The sequence below is a fragment of the Rhodococcus sp. KBW08 genome, from assembly GCF_003852455.1.
In the GTDB taxonomy this organism is placed as follows: domain Bacteria; phylum Actinomycetota; class Actinomycetes; order Mycobacteriales; family Mycobacteriaceae; genus Rhodococcus_F; species Rhodococcus_F baikonurensis.
In genome coordinates, this window is record NZ_QAJJ01000017.1 from 429,278 (window position 1) to 445,554 (window position 16,277).

The 16,277-nt window shown below is 61.2% G+C and carries 14 protein-coding genes; 2 read left to right on the forward strand and 12 right to left on the reverse strand.

Going from position 1 to position 16,277, the window contains the following annotated elements; all coding sequences use genetic code 11:
• Positions 1 to 213: 213 nt before the first annotated feature.
• Positions 214 to 1,776, forward strand: a complete 1,563-nt coding sequence (locus DBV08_RS22600; RefSeq protein WP_124568900.1) for a glycoside hydrolase family 71 protein — start codon at positions 214 to 216, stop codon at positions 1,774 to 1,776.
• 30 nt (positions 1,777 to 1,806) lie between these two features.
• Here DBV08_RS22600 and DBV08_RS22605 read toward each other — a convergent pair whose 3' ends face one another.
• The 6 genes from DBV08_RS22605 to DBV08_RS22630 all read right to left on the reverse strand — a co-directional run bounded on the left by DBV08_RS22605 (position 1,807) and on the right by DBV08_RS22630 (position 7,665).
• Entirely contained in the window at positions 1,807 to 3,267 is a 1,461-nt protein-coding gene (locus tag DBV08_RS22605; protein ID WP_124568901.1) for an MFS transporter, read from the reverse strand.
• Positions 3,264 to 4,112, reverse strand: coding sequence for a mycofactocin-coupled SDR family oxidoreductase (locus DBV08_RS22610; RefSeq protein ID WP_095970912.1), 849 nt, complete (start codon positions 4,110 to 4,112; stop codon positions 3,264 to 3,266). The genes DBV08_RS22605 and DBV08_RS22610 overlap by 4 nt, the downstream gene beginning before the upstream one ends.
• A 103-nt stretch (positions 4,113 to 4,215) precedes the next feature.
• Positions 4,216 to 5,355 carry a serine hydrolase gene (locus DBV08_RS22615; RefSeq protein ID WP_260395728.1) on the reverse strand — a complete coding sequence of 380 codons (1,140 nt, stop codon included), beginning with the start codon at positions 5,353 to 5,355 and terminating at the stop codon, positions 4,216 to 4,218.
• A 180-nt stretch (positions 5,356 to 5,535) separates the two neighbouring features.
• On the reverse strand, positions 5,536 to 5,946 hold the full coding sequence (locus DBV08_RS22620) for a VOC family protein (RefSeq protein WP_021332374.1): 411 nt from the start codon (positions 5,944 to 5,946) through the stop codon (positions 5,536 to 5,538).
• A gap of 110 nt (positions 5,947 to 6,056) precedes the next feature.
• Positions 6,057 to 7,082: a helix-turn-helix domain-containing protein gene (locus DBV08_RS22625; RefSeq protein ID WP_124568903.1), complete on the reverse strand. Its 1,026-nt coding sequence runs from the start codon at positions 7,080 to 7,082 to the stop codon at positions 6,057 to 6,059.
• A 31-nt stretch (positions 7,083 to 7,113) separates the two neighbouring features.
• Entirely contained in the window at positions 7,114 to 7,665 is a 552-nt protein-coding gene (locus DBV08_RS22630) for a GNAT family N-acetyltransferase (protein ID WP_124568904.1), read from the reverse strand.
• 84 nt (positions 7,666 to 7,749) lie between these two features.
• On the opposite strand from DBV08_RS22630, the gene DBV08_RS22635 reads away from it, so the two are divergent.
• A complete protein-coding gene (locus tag DBV08_RS22635; protein WP_124568905.1) occupies positions 7,750 to 9,048 on the forward strand; it encodes an HNH endonuclease signature motif containing protein in 1,299 nt (432 codons plus the stop codon).
• Positions 9,049 to 9,160: 112 nt separating this feature from the next.
• On the opposite strand, the gene DBV08_RS22640 is transcribed toward DBV08_RS22635, so the two are convergent.
• The 6 genes from DBV08_RS22640 to DBV08_RS22665 all read right to left on the reverse strand — a co-directional run bounded on the left by DBV08_RS22640 (position 9,161) and on the right by DBV08_RS22665 (position 16,210).
• Positions 9,161 to 10,330 (reverse strand): lipid-transfer protein, encoded by a 1,170-nt coding sequence (locus DBV08_RS22640; protein ID WP_124568906.1) that lies wholly within the window; start codon positions 10,328 to 10,330, stop codon positions 9,161 to 9,163.
• Positions 10,327 to 10,767, reverse strand: coding sequence for a MaoC family dehydratase (locus DBV08_RS22645; protein WP_124568907.1), 441 nt, complete (start codon positions 10,765 to 10,767; stop codon positions 10,327 to 10,329). Before DBV08_RS22645 ends, DBV08_RS22640 begins: the two co-directional genes overlap by 4 nt.
• 2 nt (positions 10,768 to 10,769) lie before the next feature.
• Complete coding sequence (locus DBV08_RS22650) at positions 10,770 to 11,780, reverse strand: bifunctional MaoC family dehydratase N-terminal/OB-fold nucleic acid binding domain-containing protein (protein ID WP_185564870.1); 1,011 nt, start codon at positions 11,778 to 11,780, stop codon at positions 10,770 to 10,772.
• A 7-nt stretch (positions 11,781 to 11,787) separates the two neighbouring features.
• Positions 11,788 to 12,939 (reverse strand): acyl-CoA dehydrogenase family protein, encoded by a 1,152-nt coding sequence (locus DBV08_RS22655; protein ID WP_124568909.1) that lies wholly within the window; start codon positions 12,937 to 12,939, stop codon positions 11,788 to 11,790.
• Positions 12,924 to 13,964: an acyl-CoA dehydrogenase family protein gene (locus DBV08_RS22660; protein WP_095970904.1), complete on the reverse strand. Its 1,041-nt coding sequence runs from the start codon at positions 13,962 to 13,964 to the stop codon at positions 12,924 to 12,926. The genes DBV08_RS22655 and DBV08_RS22660 overlap by 16 nt, the downstream gene beginning before the upstream one ends.
• A gap of 83 nt (positions 13,965 to 14,047) precedes the next feature.
• Positions 14,048 to 16,210 carry an acyl-CoA dehydrogenase gene (locus DBV08_RS22665; protein WP_124568910.1) on the reverse strand — a complete coding sequence of 721 codons (2,163 nt, stop codon included), beginning with the start codon at positions 16,208 to 16,210 and terminating at the stop codon, positions 14,048 to 14,050.
• Positions 16,211 to 16,277 lie beyond the last annotated feature (67 nt).

Below are 16,277 nucleotides of genomic sequence, written 5' to 3' on the forward strand. Positions count from 1 at the left end.
GAAATTCTTGAACCAAGGCCACTTTCGGGTATTCACGATGGGTGCGGCAGCGTTACACTCGTACAGCAAGTGACACTCGGGCCGATGACGGTTGACATATGGTGTCAAATCTCGAATTCAGAATCAGGCAGAGGCCGAAAAGAATTGAATCACCGATTCAGTGCATGCGGGGACGAATCACACTTCGGGGGATCAAGAAAGGCTGACTGTGGCATGAGTATCAGAACTCGATACATCCGAACTCCGTGGATCCGAAAAACGGCGGAATATTCCTTCGAAACCATCTGCTTCACATTGGCCGTGATTGTCGTGGCTGCACTGATCGCCGCATACAACACACAATCACGCTCCGCGCCGACGTACACGCCGACCTCGCTCTCCGCGAATCCTGAATCTGCAGCGCTGCCCTTCGACATTCCACACAAGTCAGCACTCAACGGAAAGTTGGTCTTCGCTCACTACTTCCCGCCCTATCCGGTATCGATCGACAATGCGAATCCGTCCAGCGATTACTATGCGACGCAATATCTTACGGTCAACGGCGAGAACAACAAGCACGTTCGCTACGGAGGATTCCTCCGTGACCGGCCGACACCGCGGCAACCCATCGCCGATGCTCAGTGGCGCCAACGCGACCTCGAAAACGAAGTTCGTTCGGCAATCGCCGCGGGCATCGACGGATTCTCCGTCGACATCATCGCCAAGGCAACCGACACCAGTTGGTGGGGTTCCACCGTGCCCACCGCCCTGATCAAAGCGGCCGCGGCAGTCGATCCGAATTTCAAGATCATGCTCATGCCTGATATGAACGGCGCGTTCAAAAACATGACCGCAGCTCAAATGGCAGCAGAGATGAAACCTTATTCGACCATGGCATCATCGTTCAAATTGAACGACGGACGGCTCGTGATATCTCCATTCCTTGCCGAGAACAAGACTGCGGGCTGGTGGTCGGAGTTCATCAGCATTATGAAGAATTCTTACGGAATAAATGTGGCATTTGTTCCGGTTTTCCTCGACGCCGCAGCCAACCGGAATTCTTTTGCATCGATCAGCTACGGGATGTCGAATTGGGGTAACCGAAATCCGGCAGGAAACCCGCTCTCGGGATCGAACCCGAACTCTCCGATGGGACTTGCCGCCGCCGCTCACTCCTTGGGAAAGATATGGATGCAACCAGTCGCCTTCCAAGATGTTCGTCCAAGTCAGTCGATCTACGACGAGGCACAGAATTCACAGAACCTGCAGAACATGTGGCAGATCGCGATTGCGTCCAACAGCGAATGGGTACAACTCGTCACCTGGAACGACTACAGCGAGGGAACGTCGTTCGCGCCCAGCGTCGGCCACGGACGCGCGTTGCTCGACATGAGTTCCTACGGGTTGTACACCTTCCGCACCGGCGCCTCACCTGCAATTGTCCGTGACACCGCGTATCTCGTCTATCGCAATCAGCTGGTCTCCGCGGTCCCCGTCAATCGCTCTGCTGCCCCTATGATACTGCGCCAATGGTCATCCCCCGCTCGCGATACCGTCGAAGTCCTTTCCTTCTTGACCGCGCCTGCGGTCGTCAAAGTGACGGTCGGAACCACGACAACCACCTGCAATGCCCCGGCCGGGATGAGCAGCTGCATAGCACCGTTGAAGGTTGGTGCTGTCAAAACCACAGTCGTTCGCGGTGCGACGGAAGTCGCGAAAGTCAGCTCTCACACATCGGTGACAGCCACACCGTACAACCAGAATCTCGAGTACCTGGTCGATTCCAGTCGGAGATAACGGTGACGAAGATCGGGTAAGTCCGTCGACTCACCCGATCTTCGTTGCGCCGTCGGTTTCAGCTGCAATTGGTAACTCGGGCAGCGATACCGCCCCCGTCCGCTCCACCCTCACCGCCAACGTCACCGCGGCGGCCAGCGCCGATACGCCCGCTCCGATCCAGTACAAGACCGCGAACGAATGGAGAGTCGGCACAGTGCTCGCACCGATCACCACCGTCGAACTGGCCAATACCGCTGCCGCAACGGCGCTTCCGGTGGAGGTACCGACCGATCGGAGCAGGCTGTTGAATCCGTTGGCCGAGGCAGTCTGATGGATCGGTGCACATTCGGTGATCAGGGTCGGCATGGCGGCCAGGGAAAATGCCACACCGGCCGATACCACGGCAGCGCCGATCACGATATTGACCAACGTCGGCGCCAACAGCACACGCAAGACATATCCGATTGCAATGACGATCGCACCCGAGGCCAACGTCGCCTTCGCTCCCCATCGTCTCGTCACTTTCGACGACACCGGTGCCAACCCGATCATCAGGATGCCCCCCGGCATCATCGCGAGTCCGGCTTCGGCGGCCGAGAGTCCGAGACCGTCCGCCGACGCCAGGGGCAACTGAAGTTCCTGTGTTGCCGCCAACGCGCTGATGAACATGGCAAAACCGAGTAATACTGCGCAGACATTCGAGACCAGAATCGGAGCACGAAGGGAAGTCCGCAGGTCGACCAACGGTGCCGGCGTGTGCAGTTCCCACGGAATCCATCCACAGAGCAAGACCACACCGGACGCGATCAGAACCAGAACCTCGGGGCTTGCCCATCCCCATTCGGTTCCCTTCGAGACAGCCAGCAACAATGCCGTCATGGCGAGTGTGAGGACTGTGGCTCCTAGAAAGTCGAAGCGTCCGCGACTCTTCACAGCCGATTCCGGCACCACCAGCGGCAAGACGACTATCAGTACAACCCCGAATCCACCAGTGACCCAGAAGAGCGCGGGTAGTCCCCAGTGCGCCGAGATCACCCCGGCCATCGGCATGCCGAACATGCCGCCGATCCCCAGGGTCGCACTCATGAGCGCGACTGCACCACTGAGCTTTTCCGGAGGAAGGACATCGCGCATGATGCTGATTCCGACGGGCAGAAGCGCCGTCGCGAAGCCCTGCAACGAACGTCCGAGGATCAGGAGCCAGAAACTCTGACTGAGCGCCGCAACCATGCAGCCGACGATCATCACGGCAAGGCAGACGAGCATCATCGCCCGCTTGCCGAACATGTCGGCAAGCCGGCCGATGAGAGGGGTCGCGACGGCACCGGTCAGCAACGTCGAGGTCACCAGCCAGGAGGCGGTGGCCGACGAAACTCCCGATGCCGTCGCGAACGCAGGCAGGACCGGCACCACCAGGGTCTGTTGCAGCGCGACCACCACACCGCTCAGACTCAGGACGCCGACGACCCACCCGGTCTGCGCTTTCGCGCGAACAGTCTTGTCCGTCAAGCGTTCGAGCGAGCGGCTACTCCGGCGTCGACCGGAACCACGATGCCACTCATGTGGGCACTCGCGTCGGCGGCGAGGAACAGGACTACTCGCGTGATCTCGAAGGGATCCAGCCAACCGATCGGCTGCGCGTGCAGAGTCGCGTACACAGGTTCGACGTCGTCTGCCGTCGGCGATTCGAGGTCAGGCCGCATCATTGCGTACATCATGTCGTTGTGAATCATCGGCGTCGAGATATTTCCCGGTGCAATAGCATTCACGGTCACACCCGAGTTGGCCAGTTCGAGTGAGACGCTCTTCGTCAAACCGATGACGCCCCATTTGGAGGCGCCGTACGCCGCCATCTGGGTGCCACCGGATCGACCCATCATCGAGGAGATCGTGATGATGCGACCGTAGCCACGTTCCGCCATTCCACCTGACACGGCCGCAACGGTATTGAACACACCGGTCAGGTTCGACGAAATGACTTCGTTCCACTGTGCCGACGTCATCGACGTGATCGGAGCGGGCACAGACACACCGGCATTCGCGACTGCAATGTCGATGCGGCCGAATTCGGATTCCGCGCGGGCAACGAGCGCGTCCATTGCTTGGCGATCAGCCGTGTCGGCCTTGACTGCAATACACCGGCGGCCAGTGGCTTCCACCAAACGAACGGTTTCCTTCAGGTCCTCCTCGGTTGCGAGGGGGTAGGCGACGACATCACTGTTCTCGCACCGATCGCAGATCACGATGTCCGCGCCACGCTCCGCGAATGCGATAGCGTGGGCGCGCCCCTGACCGCGTGCGGCGCCGGTGATCAGTGCAACTTTTCCTTCGAAGCTGCCTTCGAGGCTGTTCATGCCGTCTCCTAGTTCGTCGTATGCCAGCGTGCGCTGTACTGCATGCGTACTCCGAACCCGCCCGAAAGAAACAGTCGATCCCGGACAGCGGGAATCTAGCCGATCACCGGTAAACGGCGGTCTCGAACTCCAGGTATCCGTTGATGGATCCAGCGTCCGCGAACGGCAGAATCTGCGTTGCCCAGAACCCTCCGACGCCGGTCTGCCGGTCGATCCAGTAATAGAGGTTGGCCAGACCCGCCCAAGCCAGCGATCCGGCCGGCCTACCGGTGGGTGCCACCTCTTCATTGGTCATGAAGGAGTATGCCCATCCCTTGGGTACACCGGGGAAGAATTCCGCATCGTTGGACAGTGTCGGGAGAACTCCGGGCAACAACCCCACGTGCTGGCCTTCGAGCCCGTTCTGAACGGCTGCAGCTACCGTCTCCGACGACAACACGCGACCCGAAGTGCCCACGCCGTCGTTCAGCCACATACGAATGAACTTCATGTAGTCGCCGACAGTGCCGTGCAAACCGTGACCACCCATGTGCACCTCGGGTTCGGCCGGAAGCTCGAATCCAATGAGCGGAGTGAGGCTTCCGTCGCTCTCGCGCTGATGGATCGGTGCAAGTCGATCCTTCATCGACGGGCTCATCGTGAATGCCGTATCCGTCATCTCGAGCGGTTCGAAGATGCGCTCGCGCATGACATCGCCGAGTCGTTGACCTCGAATAGACTCGACGACCTGTCCGGCCCAGTCGATGTTGGTGCCGTACTCCCACTTCTCACCCGGGTCGAAGAGCAGCGGTGTCGTGAGCGCCGCTTTGCTGCACGTGATCACGCTGGGCTGCCCATGTTCCTGTGAGAGCCGATTGTACGACTCGTTGAAGAAGTCGTAGCCGAACCCTGCAGTGTGCAGGAGCAACATGCGAGTGGTGATGTCGCGCTTGGGTTCCCGAAGAACAGGGTTTCCGCCGGCGTCGAAACCGTCCAGGACCTTCAGCTCACCGATGTCCGGAACATAGGTCGCTGCAGGTGCATCGAGATCGAGCAACCCCTCCTCCACACATTGCAGGACAGCAGTACCGGTGATCGCCTTGGTTGTGGAGAAGAGCGCCAAGGTTGTATCGAGGGTCATCGGAACGCCGTAACCTAGTGTCCGCTCACCCGCAGCACCCTCGTAGATGTTGCCTTCTCGATCCGTGATCATCGCAACCACACCCGGGACGCGATCGGCCCCCTGAGTTGCTCGCGCCAGCACGTCGTCGAGGCGCTGCTTCGAAAGGGGCTTCCGCGCAATATCTTCGATCGTCACTGCATTTCTCCATCCGACTTGCAACTTGTCTTGTCGAACAGAATGTAACGGCGATCACACACCCGATTCTGCCTCGAAACGGCAGGAAAACTGTCTCGTTTCGGCAGAACCGGGCAGAGCCTGGAATCAGCTCTGGGGCGCTCCGATATTCACCAACCAAGAAATGCCGAATTTGTCTGTACAGGAGCCGAATTCGTCTCCCCACATCTGCTTCTCGAGCGGAACGCTGACCGTACCCGTTCCCGACAACTGCTCCCAGTACCCGCGCAGCACATCGCCGTCGTCGCCACTGAGGCTGACTGTGATGTTGTCGCCGGGGTTGTACGGCATGCCGGGCGGAGTGTCGGCACCCATCAGGGTGTATCCCTGATCGGTTTCGAGCATTCCGTGCATGATCTTGTCCCCGCCTTCGCCGGGATTGCCGAATTCACCGAACGTGCTCAGCGCCAGCGTGCCACCGAAAATGCCCTTGTAGAACTCCAACGCTTCTCGGGCATTGCCGTTGAAGCTGATGTACGGATTAAGTCGAGTTGCCATGACGTACTCCTAGCTCGTTGGATAGCTGTCACGTTCGATTTCAATCCTTGCAGACTGCTCCGACACGAAACAACGGATCGTGGCAGTTCATCCAGTGCGTAAACCGATCGTCATGACCGTTCAAACAACTGCCCTCGGAGTGGGTTCCGAGTCTCGGAAGGCAACTCTCCGAACCGTTTCCGGTAGGCGGCCGCAAACATGCCCAGATTGACGTAGCCCCAGGCGTTGGCGATTTCCGAGACGGTTTTCCCATCGGAACGCAACAGTTCGCTGCGTACCCCCTCCAGCCGGCGCGCGCGCAATCGTTGCCCCGGCGTGGTGTCTCGGTACCGTCGAAATCCCGCGGTGAGCGCCCGGACACTGACACCCACCGCAGCCGCGATCTCCGATGCCGTCGGCACCGAGCGAGCGAAGGTATCGATGTACTCCTCCGCCGATCGCACGTAGGCCGGTTCGGCAGAAGCGACGTCGACGCCGAGCTGCAACCCGGCCTGCGTCGCCCACTCGTCGAGAAGCTGAGCCGTAATGAGTTCTTGAACCCTGGCACCGAGCCTTTCGCCCGACATCGCGTCGGGCGACTCTGCGATCGCGCGAACAACGTAGTCCATCAATGCGAGCCAACTCGAGCCACGCCCGCCGATGGTGCACTTGTGCCGCCAGAGACGGTCGTCGGGAACTGTCCCGTACCACTGCAGGGCATGGTCAGCGACAAGCTGATGCGGCACAGTGAGATTCAGCTGCAGATGGTCCTCGTCGAATTCGACGAAATAGTCGGTCCGACTGCAGTCTGCGACAAAGGTCTCCCCCACTCCGGTATTCGCCGCAGCGCCCCGGCCAAGAGCATGTCGACCGTTGCCTCTGATCGTCGTCAGGACCAGAATGTTTCCGGCTTCAGGCGAACATTCAGCGACGGAGACCGGAATTCCGTAACAGAATCTGGTGACGTCGATCTTGCCGACCGCCGCGGAGTACATGTCCGAAGCCGGCTTCAACCGACTTCCGATCGGCGTCACCGTGTAGGGCATGTAAATGTTGTCGGACCACTTCTTGATGCGGTCCCAGTCCCGAGAAAAGGCCTGGTGATGCCGCATGGTGGGCCGGCCGGCCGCGTCGATGAGCAAGGCATCCTCGAACATGATTCGAGTATCGCACCAGGGTCCGGGAAGGTCACGCAAAGTCAGCTGAGGCGATCTCTGGCTGAACAGCGGCGAAAAGCAACGAATCCACCACAGTCCCCCGGATAACCATGTGCGCCCTCATCCGCCCCTCCTCCACCATTCCGATTTTGGTGAGTACCGATGCCGACGCCGAGTTCTCCGGACGACACGTTGCCTGCACGCGTTGCGCTCCGAGTCGAGCAAACGCGAGTTCCAGAACCGCGCTCCCCGCTTCGGACGCATAACCCTGCCCCTGGAACTTCGGGTTCACGACAAAACCTAGTTCCGCCCGCCGGTGCGCGGCGGATACTTCCCACACAGCTACCGAACCGATGACCGTTCCGTCGACCTTCGACGTGATCGCCAGGGTGAATGATCGACGCTCGACGCCCGCGGCTTCCAATGTCGCGTCGGCCAGGAATTCCCTGGTCACTGCCAGGGTGTTCGGACCCCAATCCACATATCTACAGACGACGGGGTCGGAGGCGTACTGATGGACGGCATCTTCATCCCCGAGTGTGAAGTCTCGAAGGACGAGGCGTTCGGTAGTCAACGTGAACATCCAGCGATCGTAAATTAACGGCGAAAAGCATATTGACTCGAACTGGTGTTCGAGTATTGTTGGGGGTGGGGATCGGGGGATTCAATGAATGTTCTGTCATCGGATGTGGTGTCGGGCTCTGCGGTGGGGTTACGCGGACGCCTGTGGCAGTTGACGGCTGCGGAGCTACGTGAGGCTGCCGTGTCCGCGAGCGCGGAGATTCTGCGTCTCGAGGCCATTCGGGTGGCAGTGGTCGACGAGCTCTCGTTGCGCCCGGATGATCAGGTGATCGCCAGCCGCGGGGTCGGTGCGTGGTTGGCGTCGAACACGATGCTGCAAGTTCGGGACGGGAAGAAGATCGCCGCCCTTGGTGTTGCGCTGCGGCCGTTTCCGGCAGTGGCAGCCCGGTTCGATTGCGGGGATTGTTCGTTCGAGCACGCCGTGTTGATCGTGGCGTTTTGTGAATCGCCGCCGAAGGGGATGCCGGACGAGGCGATGCCTCGCTGTATCGATTTGTTGTTGGCTGCAGCGTCGGGTGTGGAAGCAACGACGACGAAGGTGCGGAACGTCATCGCGACGTTGGAGCGAATCTTCGAATCCGATGAGATTCCACCCGCCGAAGACGTCGACTGCAACGAACTCCGCATCGCGTCGACGCTGAATGGTCGGGTGGTGGTGCGTGGCGATTTCGACGCCCTCACCGACGAAATGCTGCTGTCGGCGTTGTCGAATCTGACGATGCCCACCCCGGCACCCGACGGAACCCCCGATGCTCGGTCGGCGGCGAAGCGGACCGCGGACGGGTTCACCGAACTGATCCGCCGGTACCTGGACTGCGCCAAGACCGGCATGGATGGCGGCCAGCGGCCGCACGTGAACGTGCACATCAATGCCCGGGATCTGGCCGAGCACCAGGATTGCGCCACGACACCCACTGATGGTGGTGGGTCTGTGTCGGATCTCGATGTGGGGCACATGCCCTGGCTGGGACCACTGTCGGTATCGCAGACCAGGCTTCTCGGGTGCGACTGCTTCCTGTCCACTGTCCTACTCGATGATCACGGCGCGCCGCTCGATGCGAAACCCGGAAAGCGGTTGGTCACCGCCGAACAGAGAGTGGCGTTGATCGCCCGCGACAAGGGCTGCGCGTTCCCCGGCTGTACGTGTGTTCCGGCGTGGACGGATGCGCACCATATTCGGCACTGGGCGAACGGTGGTCCGACGGTGATGAACAATCTTGTCTTGCTGTGCCGTTCGCATCACCGGCTGATGCACCGCAAATCCGGGTTCGTCGGGAAGTGGGAGATCCGGATCGGGGTCGACAACAAACCCTGGTTCATCCCACCGCCCTCGATCGACCCGCAGCGGCACCCGCGGCCGGCGAACACCACCTTCAAAACCTGAGGACAACACCCTCTCGTAGACAACAAAATACGGCCCGAGCACCGCATCGAAGAGATCCTCCGATGCGGTGCCAACAGGCCGTGACGCGGGACGGAGCTGTGCCCTCGATCAATCAGCGAGTCAGCACAAGCCCCGATGTCGGAACTCCCGTGCCCGCGGTCACCAGTACATTCTCGACGGAGTCGACCTGGTTGACCGAAGTGCCGCGGATCTGCCGAACTCCCTCGGCGATACCGTTCATCCCGTGGATGTATGCCTCGCCGAGCTGTCCACCGTGGGTGTTGATCGGAAGCTTGCCGCCGAGTTCGATTGCGCCACCGGCAATGAAGTCCTTGGCCTCTCCCCTACCGCAGAAACCGAGTTCCTCGAGCTGCATCAGAACATAGGGCGTGAAGTGGTCGTAGAAGATCGCCGTCTGCATGTCCGACGGGCGCAGCCCACTTTGTGACCAGAGTTGATCGCCGACAAGGCCCATCTCCGGTAGGCCGGTCAGACCGTCACGGTAATAGCTGGTCATGATGTATTGATCTGCCCCGCTGCCTTGTGCGGCCGCAGCGATAACGGCAGGGGTGTTCTTCAGATCTTTGGCTCGTTCTGCCGAGGTGACGACGATGGCGATGCCTCCGTCGGATTCCTGGCAGCAATCGAGGAGATGCAAAGGTTCGGCGATGAATCGCGAGTTCTGATGGTCCTCGAGGGTGATCGGTTTTCCGTAGAAGAACGCCTTCGGATTGGTGGCTGCGTGCTTACGGTCCGCGACGGCGATTCGACCGAAGTCCTCGCTGGACGCTCCGTATACGTGCATGTACCGCTGCGCGACCATCGCGACAAACGATGCGGGAGTACCCAATCCGTGAGGATAGGAGAAGGCGTTGTCCGTCCCGGACGAATTGACCTGCGCCACAAGGCCGGAGTTCACCTGCCCGAAACGCGCACCCGATCGCTCGTTGAACGCGCGGTATGCGACGACGACGTCTGCGACGCCAGTGGCGACCGCCATGGCCGCCTGCTGAATCGTCGCCGCAGCGGCACCGCCACCGTAGTGAATACGACTGAAGAACTTGAGGTTCGGGATACCCACCGAACGAGCCACTGCGACTTCGGTGTTGGTGTCCATGGTGAACGAGGTAAGACCGTCGACGTCGGCGGCTGTCAGACCGGCGTCGTCCAACGCGGCTTGAACAGCCTCGGCGGCCAGTCGCAGTTCACTGCGACCGGAGTCCTTCGAGAAATCCGTGGCTCCGATTCCGACGATCGCGGCCTTGCCGGACAGTGCGCTCATTCAATGTCTCCGTTTTCAATGACTCCATTCGAACCCGACGCCGGAAATGCCAGTGTGACCTGCGCGGTGATGTGATCTCCCAGACTGTTCTTGCCGACCACCGCGAGCGAAACGAGATCCTCGTCGTAGGAGGTCACCGTTCCGGAGAGCGTCAAAGTGTCGTAGGCGTACCAGGGGACCCCGAGGCGGAGCTTGATCGACGTGAGTACTGCCCGCGGTCCTGCCCAGTCGGTCACGAATCGCTGCACCAGGCCGGTATCCGTGAGGATGTTGACGAAAATGTCTTTCGAGCCGCGTTTCTGTGCAAGATCACGGTCGTGGTGAACATCTTGAAAGTCGCGGGTAGCGAGCGCTGCCGAGACCACAAACGTCGGGTCGCCGTAGATCGAGAGCTGCGGAAGAACCTCTCCCACAGTGATATCCGTCGTCAAAGTCATCATCACTCCTTCACCGCAGAAACCGCAGAAGCCCCAGAAACCCCAGAAACATCAACCGGCTGCCACGCGTACAAGGTCCAGGGAGTTCCCCCGGTCTCGTCGTCTCCGGGGAAGTCGAGGTAGATCGCCTCCACCTCCATTCCGATCGACACACTCGAGGGATCGACACCGCGCAATTCGCCGAGCATCCGCACACCCTCGGGCAGTTCGACCAGGGCCACGACGAACGGCAACGACCGACCAGGAACCTTGGGCGCGTGGTGAACGACAAAACTGAAGACCGTTCCCCGTCCGGACGCGACAACGTAGTCGGTCTGCTCCGACTTGTCCTTCCAGATCGCGGGCACCGGCGGGTGCTGCACCGAACCATCCGAACGCAGTTGAATACGCAGCTCGTGTGCGGCAACACCGTCCCAGAAGAACTGTGTGTCGAGAGACGGCGTCGGGCGCAGCATCCGAGATGCGTCCAGGTCAGCAGGGACGTCAGTCGAAGGCAACTCGCTGACTGGCGGCGCGAACTTCAAGATCCGGAACATCATCTCCGAGACCAATTCTTCGCCGACCCGCCAGAAGCTGCGGGTAGTGAAGAACCATCCTTCGCCGAGACCTGTCTTCTTGGGTCCCACAACGTCTTCCAACACCGACGAGATGGTGACTTCTTCACCCGGCTTCAAGTAGCGGTGGTAGATCTGATCGCAGTTGGTCGCGACGACGGACGTGAATCCTGCCTCGTCGAGAATGTCCGTCATCCGGCCCAACGGATCGTCGGCTTCTCGAATCGCCCCCAGACCGCGCATCGTCCATACCTGCGCCATCGCCGGCGGTGCGACTATGCCGTCGTGTCCGGCAGCGCGGGCGGCCGATTCGTCGACGTAGATGGGGTTCTCGTCACCGATCGCCTCGACCCAGTTGCGGATCATCGGCAGGTTCACGGGGTCCCGGCCGGCGCGAGGAGCGCTCGGCCCGTCCTCTCGAACCCGCTCGGCAGCAGTGAGAATGGGATCTGACACGATTTGTTTCCTATCTCGGAACGCGGGGAAGTTTCAGGCCGGCGGTAGCGATCAATTCGCGCATCACCTCGTTGACTCCACCGCCGAAAGTGATCACCAGGTTGCGCTTGATCTGCATGTCCAGCCACTCCATGAGATCAGCCGTTTCGGGATCGATCGGATTTCCGTATCGTCCGACGACCTCTTCCGCCAGTCGACCGACTCGTTGGATGCGTTCGGTCGCAAACACTTTGGTCGCCGAAGCGTCGGCGATGTCCACCGAATCCGAATCGCTCGACGCCACTTGCCAGTTGAGCAGTTCGTTGAGGCGATACGTCGCGTGAATCTCGCCGAGCGCGCGTCGTACATCGACGTGATCGAGCAGGTTCTCCCGCTTGGCCCAATCGACGACGTGGTCGTAGATCCCTGCGACACGACCTGCCGGACCGAGCATGACGCGCTCGTGGTTGAGCTGCGTCGTGATCAGGCGCCAACCCTGATTCTCCTCACCCACAAGCATGTTCACCGGAACGCGAACATCCTCGTAGTAGGTGGCGTTGACATGATGCGCGCCGTCGCAGGTGATGATCGGCGTCCAGGTGTAACCGGGATCTTTGGTGTCCATGATCAGGATCGAGATGCCGCGGTGCCGCGAATCAGCGGAACCTGTTCGCACGGCGAGCCACACGTAATCGGCGTCATGCCCGCCGGTGGTGAAGATCTTCTGACCGTTGACGATGTACTCGTCTCCACTTCGAACTGCCGAGGTACGCAGCGCTGCAAGGTCGGTGCCGGCCTCCGGTTCGGTGTAGCCGATCGCGAAATGCACTTCACCGGCGAGGATCGCGGGCAGGAATTTCTGCTTCTGCTCCTCGCTGCCGTACTTCTGCAGAGTCGGGCCGACGGTCTGCAGAGTGACCGAAGGCAGTGGGACATCCGCCCGCACAGCCTCGTTGACAAAAATCTGCTGCTCGACCTCGCCGAACCCACGTCCGCCGTACTCCACGGGCCAGCCGACGCCGAGCCAGCCGTCCTTGCCCATACGACGGATGACCTCGCGGTAGGTAGGGCCATGCCGCTCCACACGCATGATCTTGGCCTCCTCGGGCGAGATCAGCGTCGAGAAGTAGCGTCGAAGTTCAGCTTGCAATGCGCGCTGACTGTCGGTCAGATCGATGAACACCGGGCCCCCACGAGGTCGAGTCGCTGCGAAGCGCCACCGAGAAGGCGCGCCAAATCTTTTGCAGTCGAGTAGTAACGATGAAGCGGATAGGTGACGTCGACGCCCAGACCGCCGTGCAGATGGTGGAGCACCTGCATCGTGGCGGGTACTTCCTGGGCGATCCAGTACGCCATGACGTCGAGGTCCGACTGGGCATCCAGGCCCTCCGACACGCGCCAGGACGCCGACAACGCCGCGACGTGAAGAGTCCGCGAGGTGACATAGGCGTCGGCGATCTGCTGTGAGACCGCCTGGAACGTGGCGAGCGGCTTGCCGAATTGCTCGCGTGAGCCGACATGTGCCGCAGTGAGATCGACGGCACCGGACACCAAACCGTCTGCAACGGCTCCGATACTCGCCGTAGCGATCCGGTACAGCGTCTGGACGGCTTCCTCGCCGGCACCGAGAAGTTCACCGACTGCCTCGTCCATGGTGACTGCGAACTCCGGACTGCCGGACGCACTGGGTGTCGGCGTCAATGCGACGCCGGCGGCGGTCGGATCGACGAGCACGACTCCGGCGTCGGTGGGCACAAGAATTCTGTGTGCGCTCGCCGCGAAGGGCACCGCAAGCACGGTCCCGCTGACGCGATACCAGTCGCCCGACTGCTGCGCGGTAGTCGACGGCTGCTTCGGGAACTGCTGCCCCGGTTCACCGAGGGCCGCGGTGAACACCCGGCCATCGCTGACTCCGGTGAGCAATTCGTCCTGCTGCGCGTCGGTCCCCAGAGCAACGATGGGGAGTACGCCGAAGCCCAGAGTCGCGAGAGCCGGAATGGGTGCAGCGGCCCGGCCGACCTCGACGAGGAGGGAACCGACGTCGGTCACCGAGAGGCCCTCACCGCCCAGACGCTCGGGCAATGCCAACGTGAGCAGATCGGCTTCGGCGAATGCCGCCCAGAGCGCGTCCGGCTCCAGTTCACGGGCAAGGAGCGCGGTAGCCACCTCGGCTACCGCTTCCTGGGTTTCATCGGGAGTGAAGTCCACGCTGGCAATCCTGTCTCTGATGTAGAACGTGTTCTAGTTGTATCACCAACGTGGACATTTCTAAAGGCCTCTACTCACGCCGTCTAGTCACGGGGCAGGCCCAGAATTCTCTCCGCGGCGACGGTCAACAGAATCTGCGTGGTTCCGCCGGCAATCGACAGGCATCGCGTGTTGAGGAACTCACGCGAGAGCGGACCCTCCACCCATCCGGCTGGCCCACCCAATTCCATGGCGAACTCTGCGACATTCTGACGCTGACGCACGCCTACCAGCTTGCGGACGCTCGACGCCGGGCCCGGATCCTGACCGTCCAACTGCCGCAGTGTCGTACGCAATTCCAGCAACGAGCCCACCATGGCGGTTCCGATCAGCCCACCGAGCTTGTCTGCAACCACAGGATCGGGATCGCCTGCCAGCTCGAGCAATTCCTCCATCGCACCGCCGAGCGAAGACCCTCCACTCATCGCGACTCGCTCGTTGGCGAGGGTCGTGCGGGCCAGTTTCCAGCCTCCGCCAAGTTGGCCGACGACACACTCGTCCGGCACGAAGACGTCGTCGAGGAAGACTTCGTTGAACAGAGCGTCTCCGGTGATCTCACGCAGCGGCGAGATCCGAATCCCAGCCGTCTTCATGTCGAGAAGGAAGTACGTGATGCCCTTGTGCTTGGGAACATCGCGATCGGTCCTGGCAAGGCAGATGGCCCAGTCCGCCTCACGCGCAAGCGAAGTCCACACTTTCTGGCCGTTCAGCTTCCAACCACCCTCGACCTTTTCCGCGGTCGTGCGCAGCGCCGCAAGATCCGAACCTGCACCGGGTTCACTGAAGAGCTGGCACCAGGTGATCTCACCCTTAAGCGTCGGAGTCGCAAATCTTTCGATCTGCTCCGCACTGCCGTGCTCGAGGATGGTGGGAACGGCCCACCAGCCGATCACGAGATCGGGTCGGCCGATACCGACGGCCGCCAACTCTTCTTCGATCAAAATCTGTTGTGCGGCCTTGGCGCCCCGGCCGTACGGCTTCGGCCAGTGCGGTGCAAGGTAGCCGGATTCGGCCAGCGCGTTGCGCTGTTCGGATTCGGGTAGCGCCACCAGTTGCGCTACCTCTTCGCGAATGTCGGACCGGTCGGATTCCAGTTCACTCAAGTCGATCTGAAGGTGACGCCGTGCGCCGCCGATCGTCAATTCCGCGACGCGTGCGCGCCAGCGAGATGATCCGCCCAGAATCTGCCGGAGTGACAGTGCTCGACGAAGGTAGAAGTGCGCCTCGTGCTCCCACGTGAATCCGATGCCGCCGAGCACTTGAATGCAGTCTTTCGCCGTCTCGACAGCGGCGTCCAGAGACACCGCGGCCGCCACCGCCGCCGCAATCGGAAGCTCGTCGCCCGACTCTGCAGCGACCGCGGCGTCCCAGGCGACGGCTCCGGCATTCTCTACGCGACACAGCATTTCGGCACAGATGTGTTTGATCGCCTGGAACGAGCCGATGGGCTTTCCGAATTGTTCGCGAATCTTCGCGTACTCCACCGCAGTACGCAGGCTCCACGCCGCGATTCCGGCCGCTTCGGCAGCCCCCAGCACCGCCGCGAGATCGGAAACCGATCCTGGGGCAATGTCATCGAGGATTCGGTCGGCGTCGACTGTCACTCGGTCGAACGAGACTCGTGCCAGTGGTCGCGACTTGTCGATGGTGTCGACCGCTTCGTAGGTCACGCCTTCGCTGTCGCCGTCGACGAGAGCCCAGACAACACGCGAACCGTCGGCTCCGGACACCACGCCCGCCGGAACGAGTACCGATACACCCGAATCTGCACCCCAGGCGTAACCTCCTTCGCCATGAAGCTCGATGCCGCCGGACGCATTCGCCGTTGCCGTAACTGGACTTTCGTCCAATACGACGGCACACGGCAGCGCACCGTCGGCGAGCGTTTCGGACCACCGTTTGGCAGCGGGCGACGAACTACGCCCCACCACCAGAGCGGCCAGCGCAGTCGTGAGAACAGGACCCGGCACGAGTTCGATTGCCGCCTGCTCGAGCATTGCCGCGAGATCGACGATTTCGGCTCCGGCTCCGCCTACCGCTTCAGGAACGGCGACCGAAAAGATCCCGAGAGACGCGAACTCGGACCATTTCTCCCGCCACGAAACTGCTGGTCCACGGCGTACCATGTCCATCGGCGTGGCCGAGCGCGCCCAGGCCTCTATCGATTCCTGGACCGCCCGCTGTTCATCGGTCGTGGCGATTGTCACAACTGGTTCCCGCCTCTCGATAAGTGACACAATTGTTTAGAACGTGTTCTAATATGACACCTGGCCA

Excerpts from the sequence above, each read along its gene's own strand:
- DBV08_RS22600 (WP_124568900.1), top strand. The coding sequence starts at position 214 with ATGAGTATCAGAACTCGATACATCCGAACTCCGTGGATCCGAAAAACG.
- DBV08_RS22610 (WP_095970912.1), bottom strand. The coding sequence starts at position 4,112 with ATGAACAGCCTCGAAGGCAGCTTCGAAGGAAAAGTTGCACTGATCACC.
- DBV08_RS22620 (WP_021332374.1), bottom strand. The coding sequence starts at position 5,946 with ATGGCAACTCGACTTAATCCGTACATCAGCTTCAACGGCAATGCCCGA.
- DBV08_RS22625 (WP_124568903.1), bottom strand. The coding sequence starts at position 7,082 with ATGTTCGAGGATGCCTTGCTCATCGACGCGGCCGGCCGGCCCACCATG.
- DBV08_RS22630 (WP_124568904.1), bottom strand. The coding sequence starts at position 7,665 with ATGTTCACGTTGACTACCGAACGCCTCGTCCTTCGAGACTTCACACTC.
- DBV08_RS22635 (WP_124568905.1), top strand. The coding sequence starts at position 7,750 with ATGAATGTTCTGTCATCGGATGTGGTGTCGGGCTCTGCGGTGGGGTTA.
- DBV08_RS22640 (WP_124568906.1), bottom strand. The coding sequence starts at position 10,330 with ATGAGCGCACTGTCCGGCAAGGCCGCGATCGTCGGAATCGGAGCCACG.
- DBV08_RS22645 (WP_124568907.1), bottom strand. The coding sequence starts at position 10,767 with ATGACTTTGACGACGGATATCACTGTGGGAGAGGTTCTTCCGCAGCTC.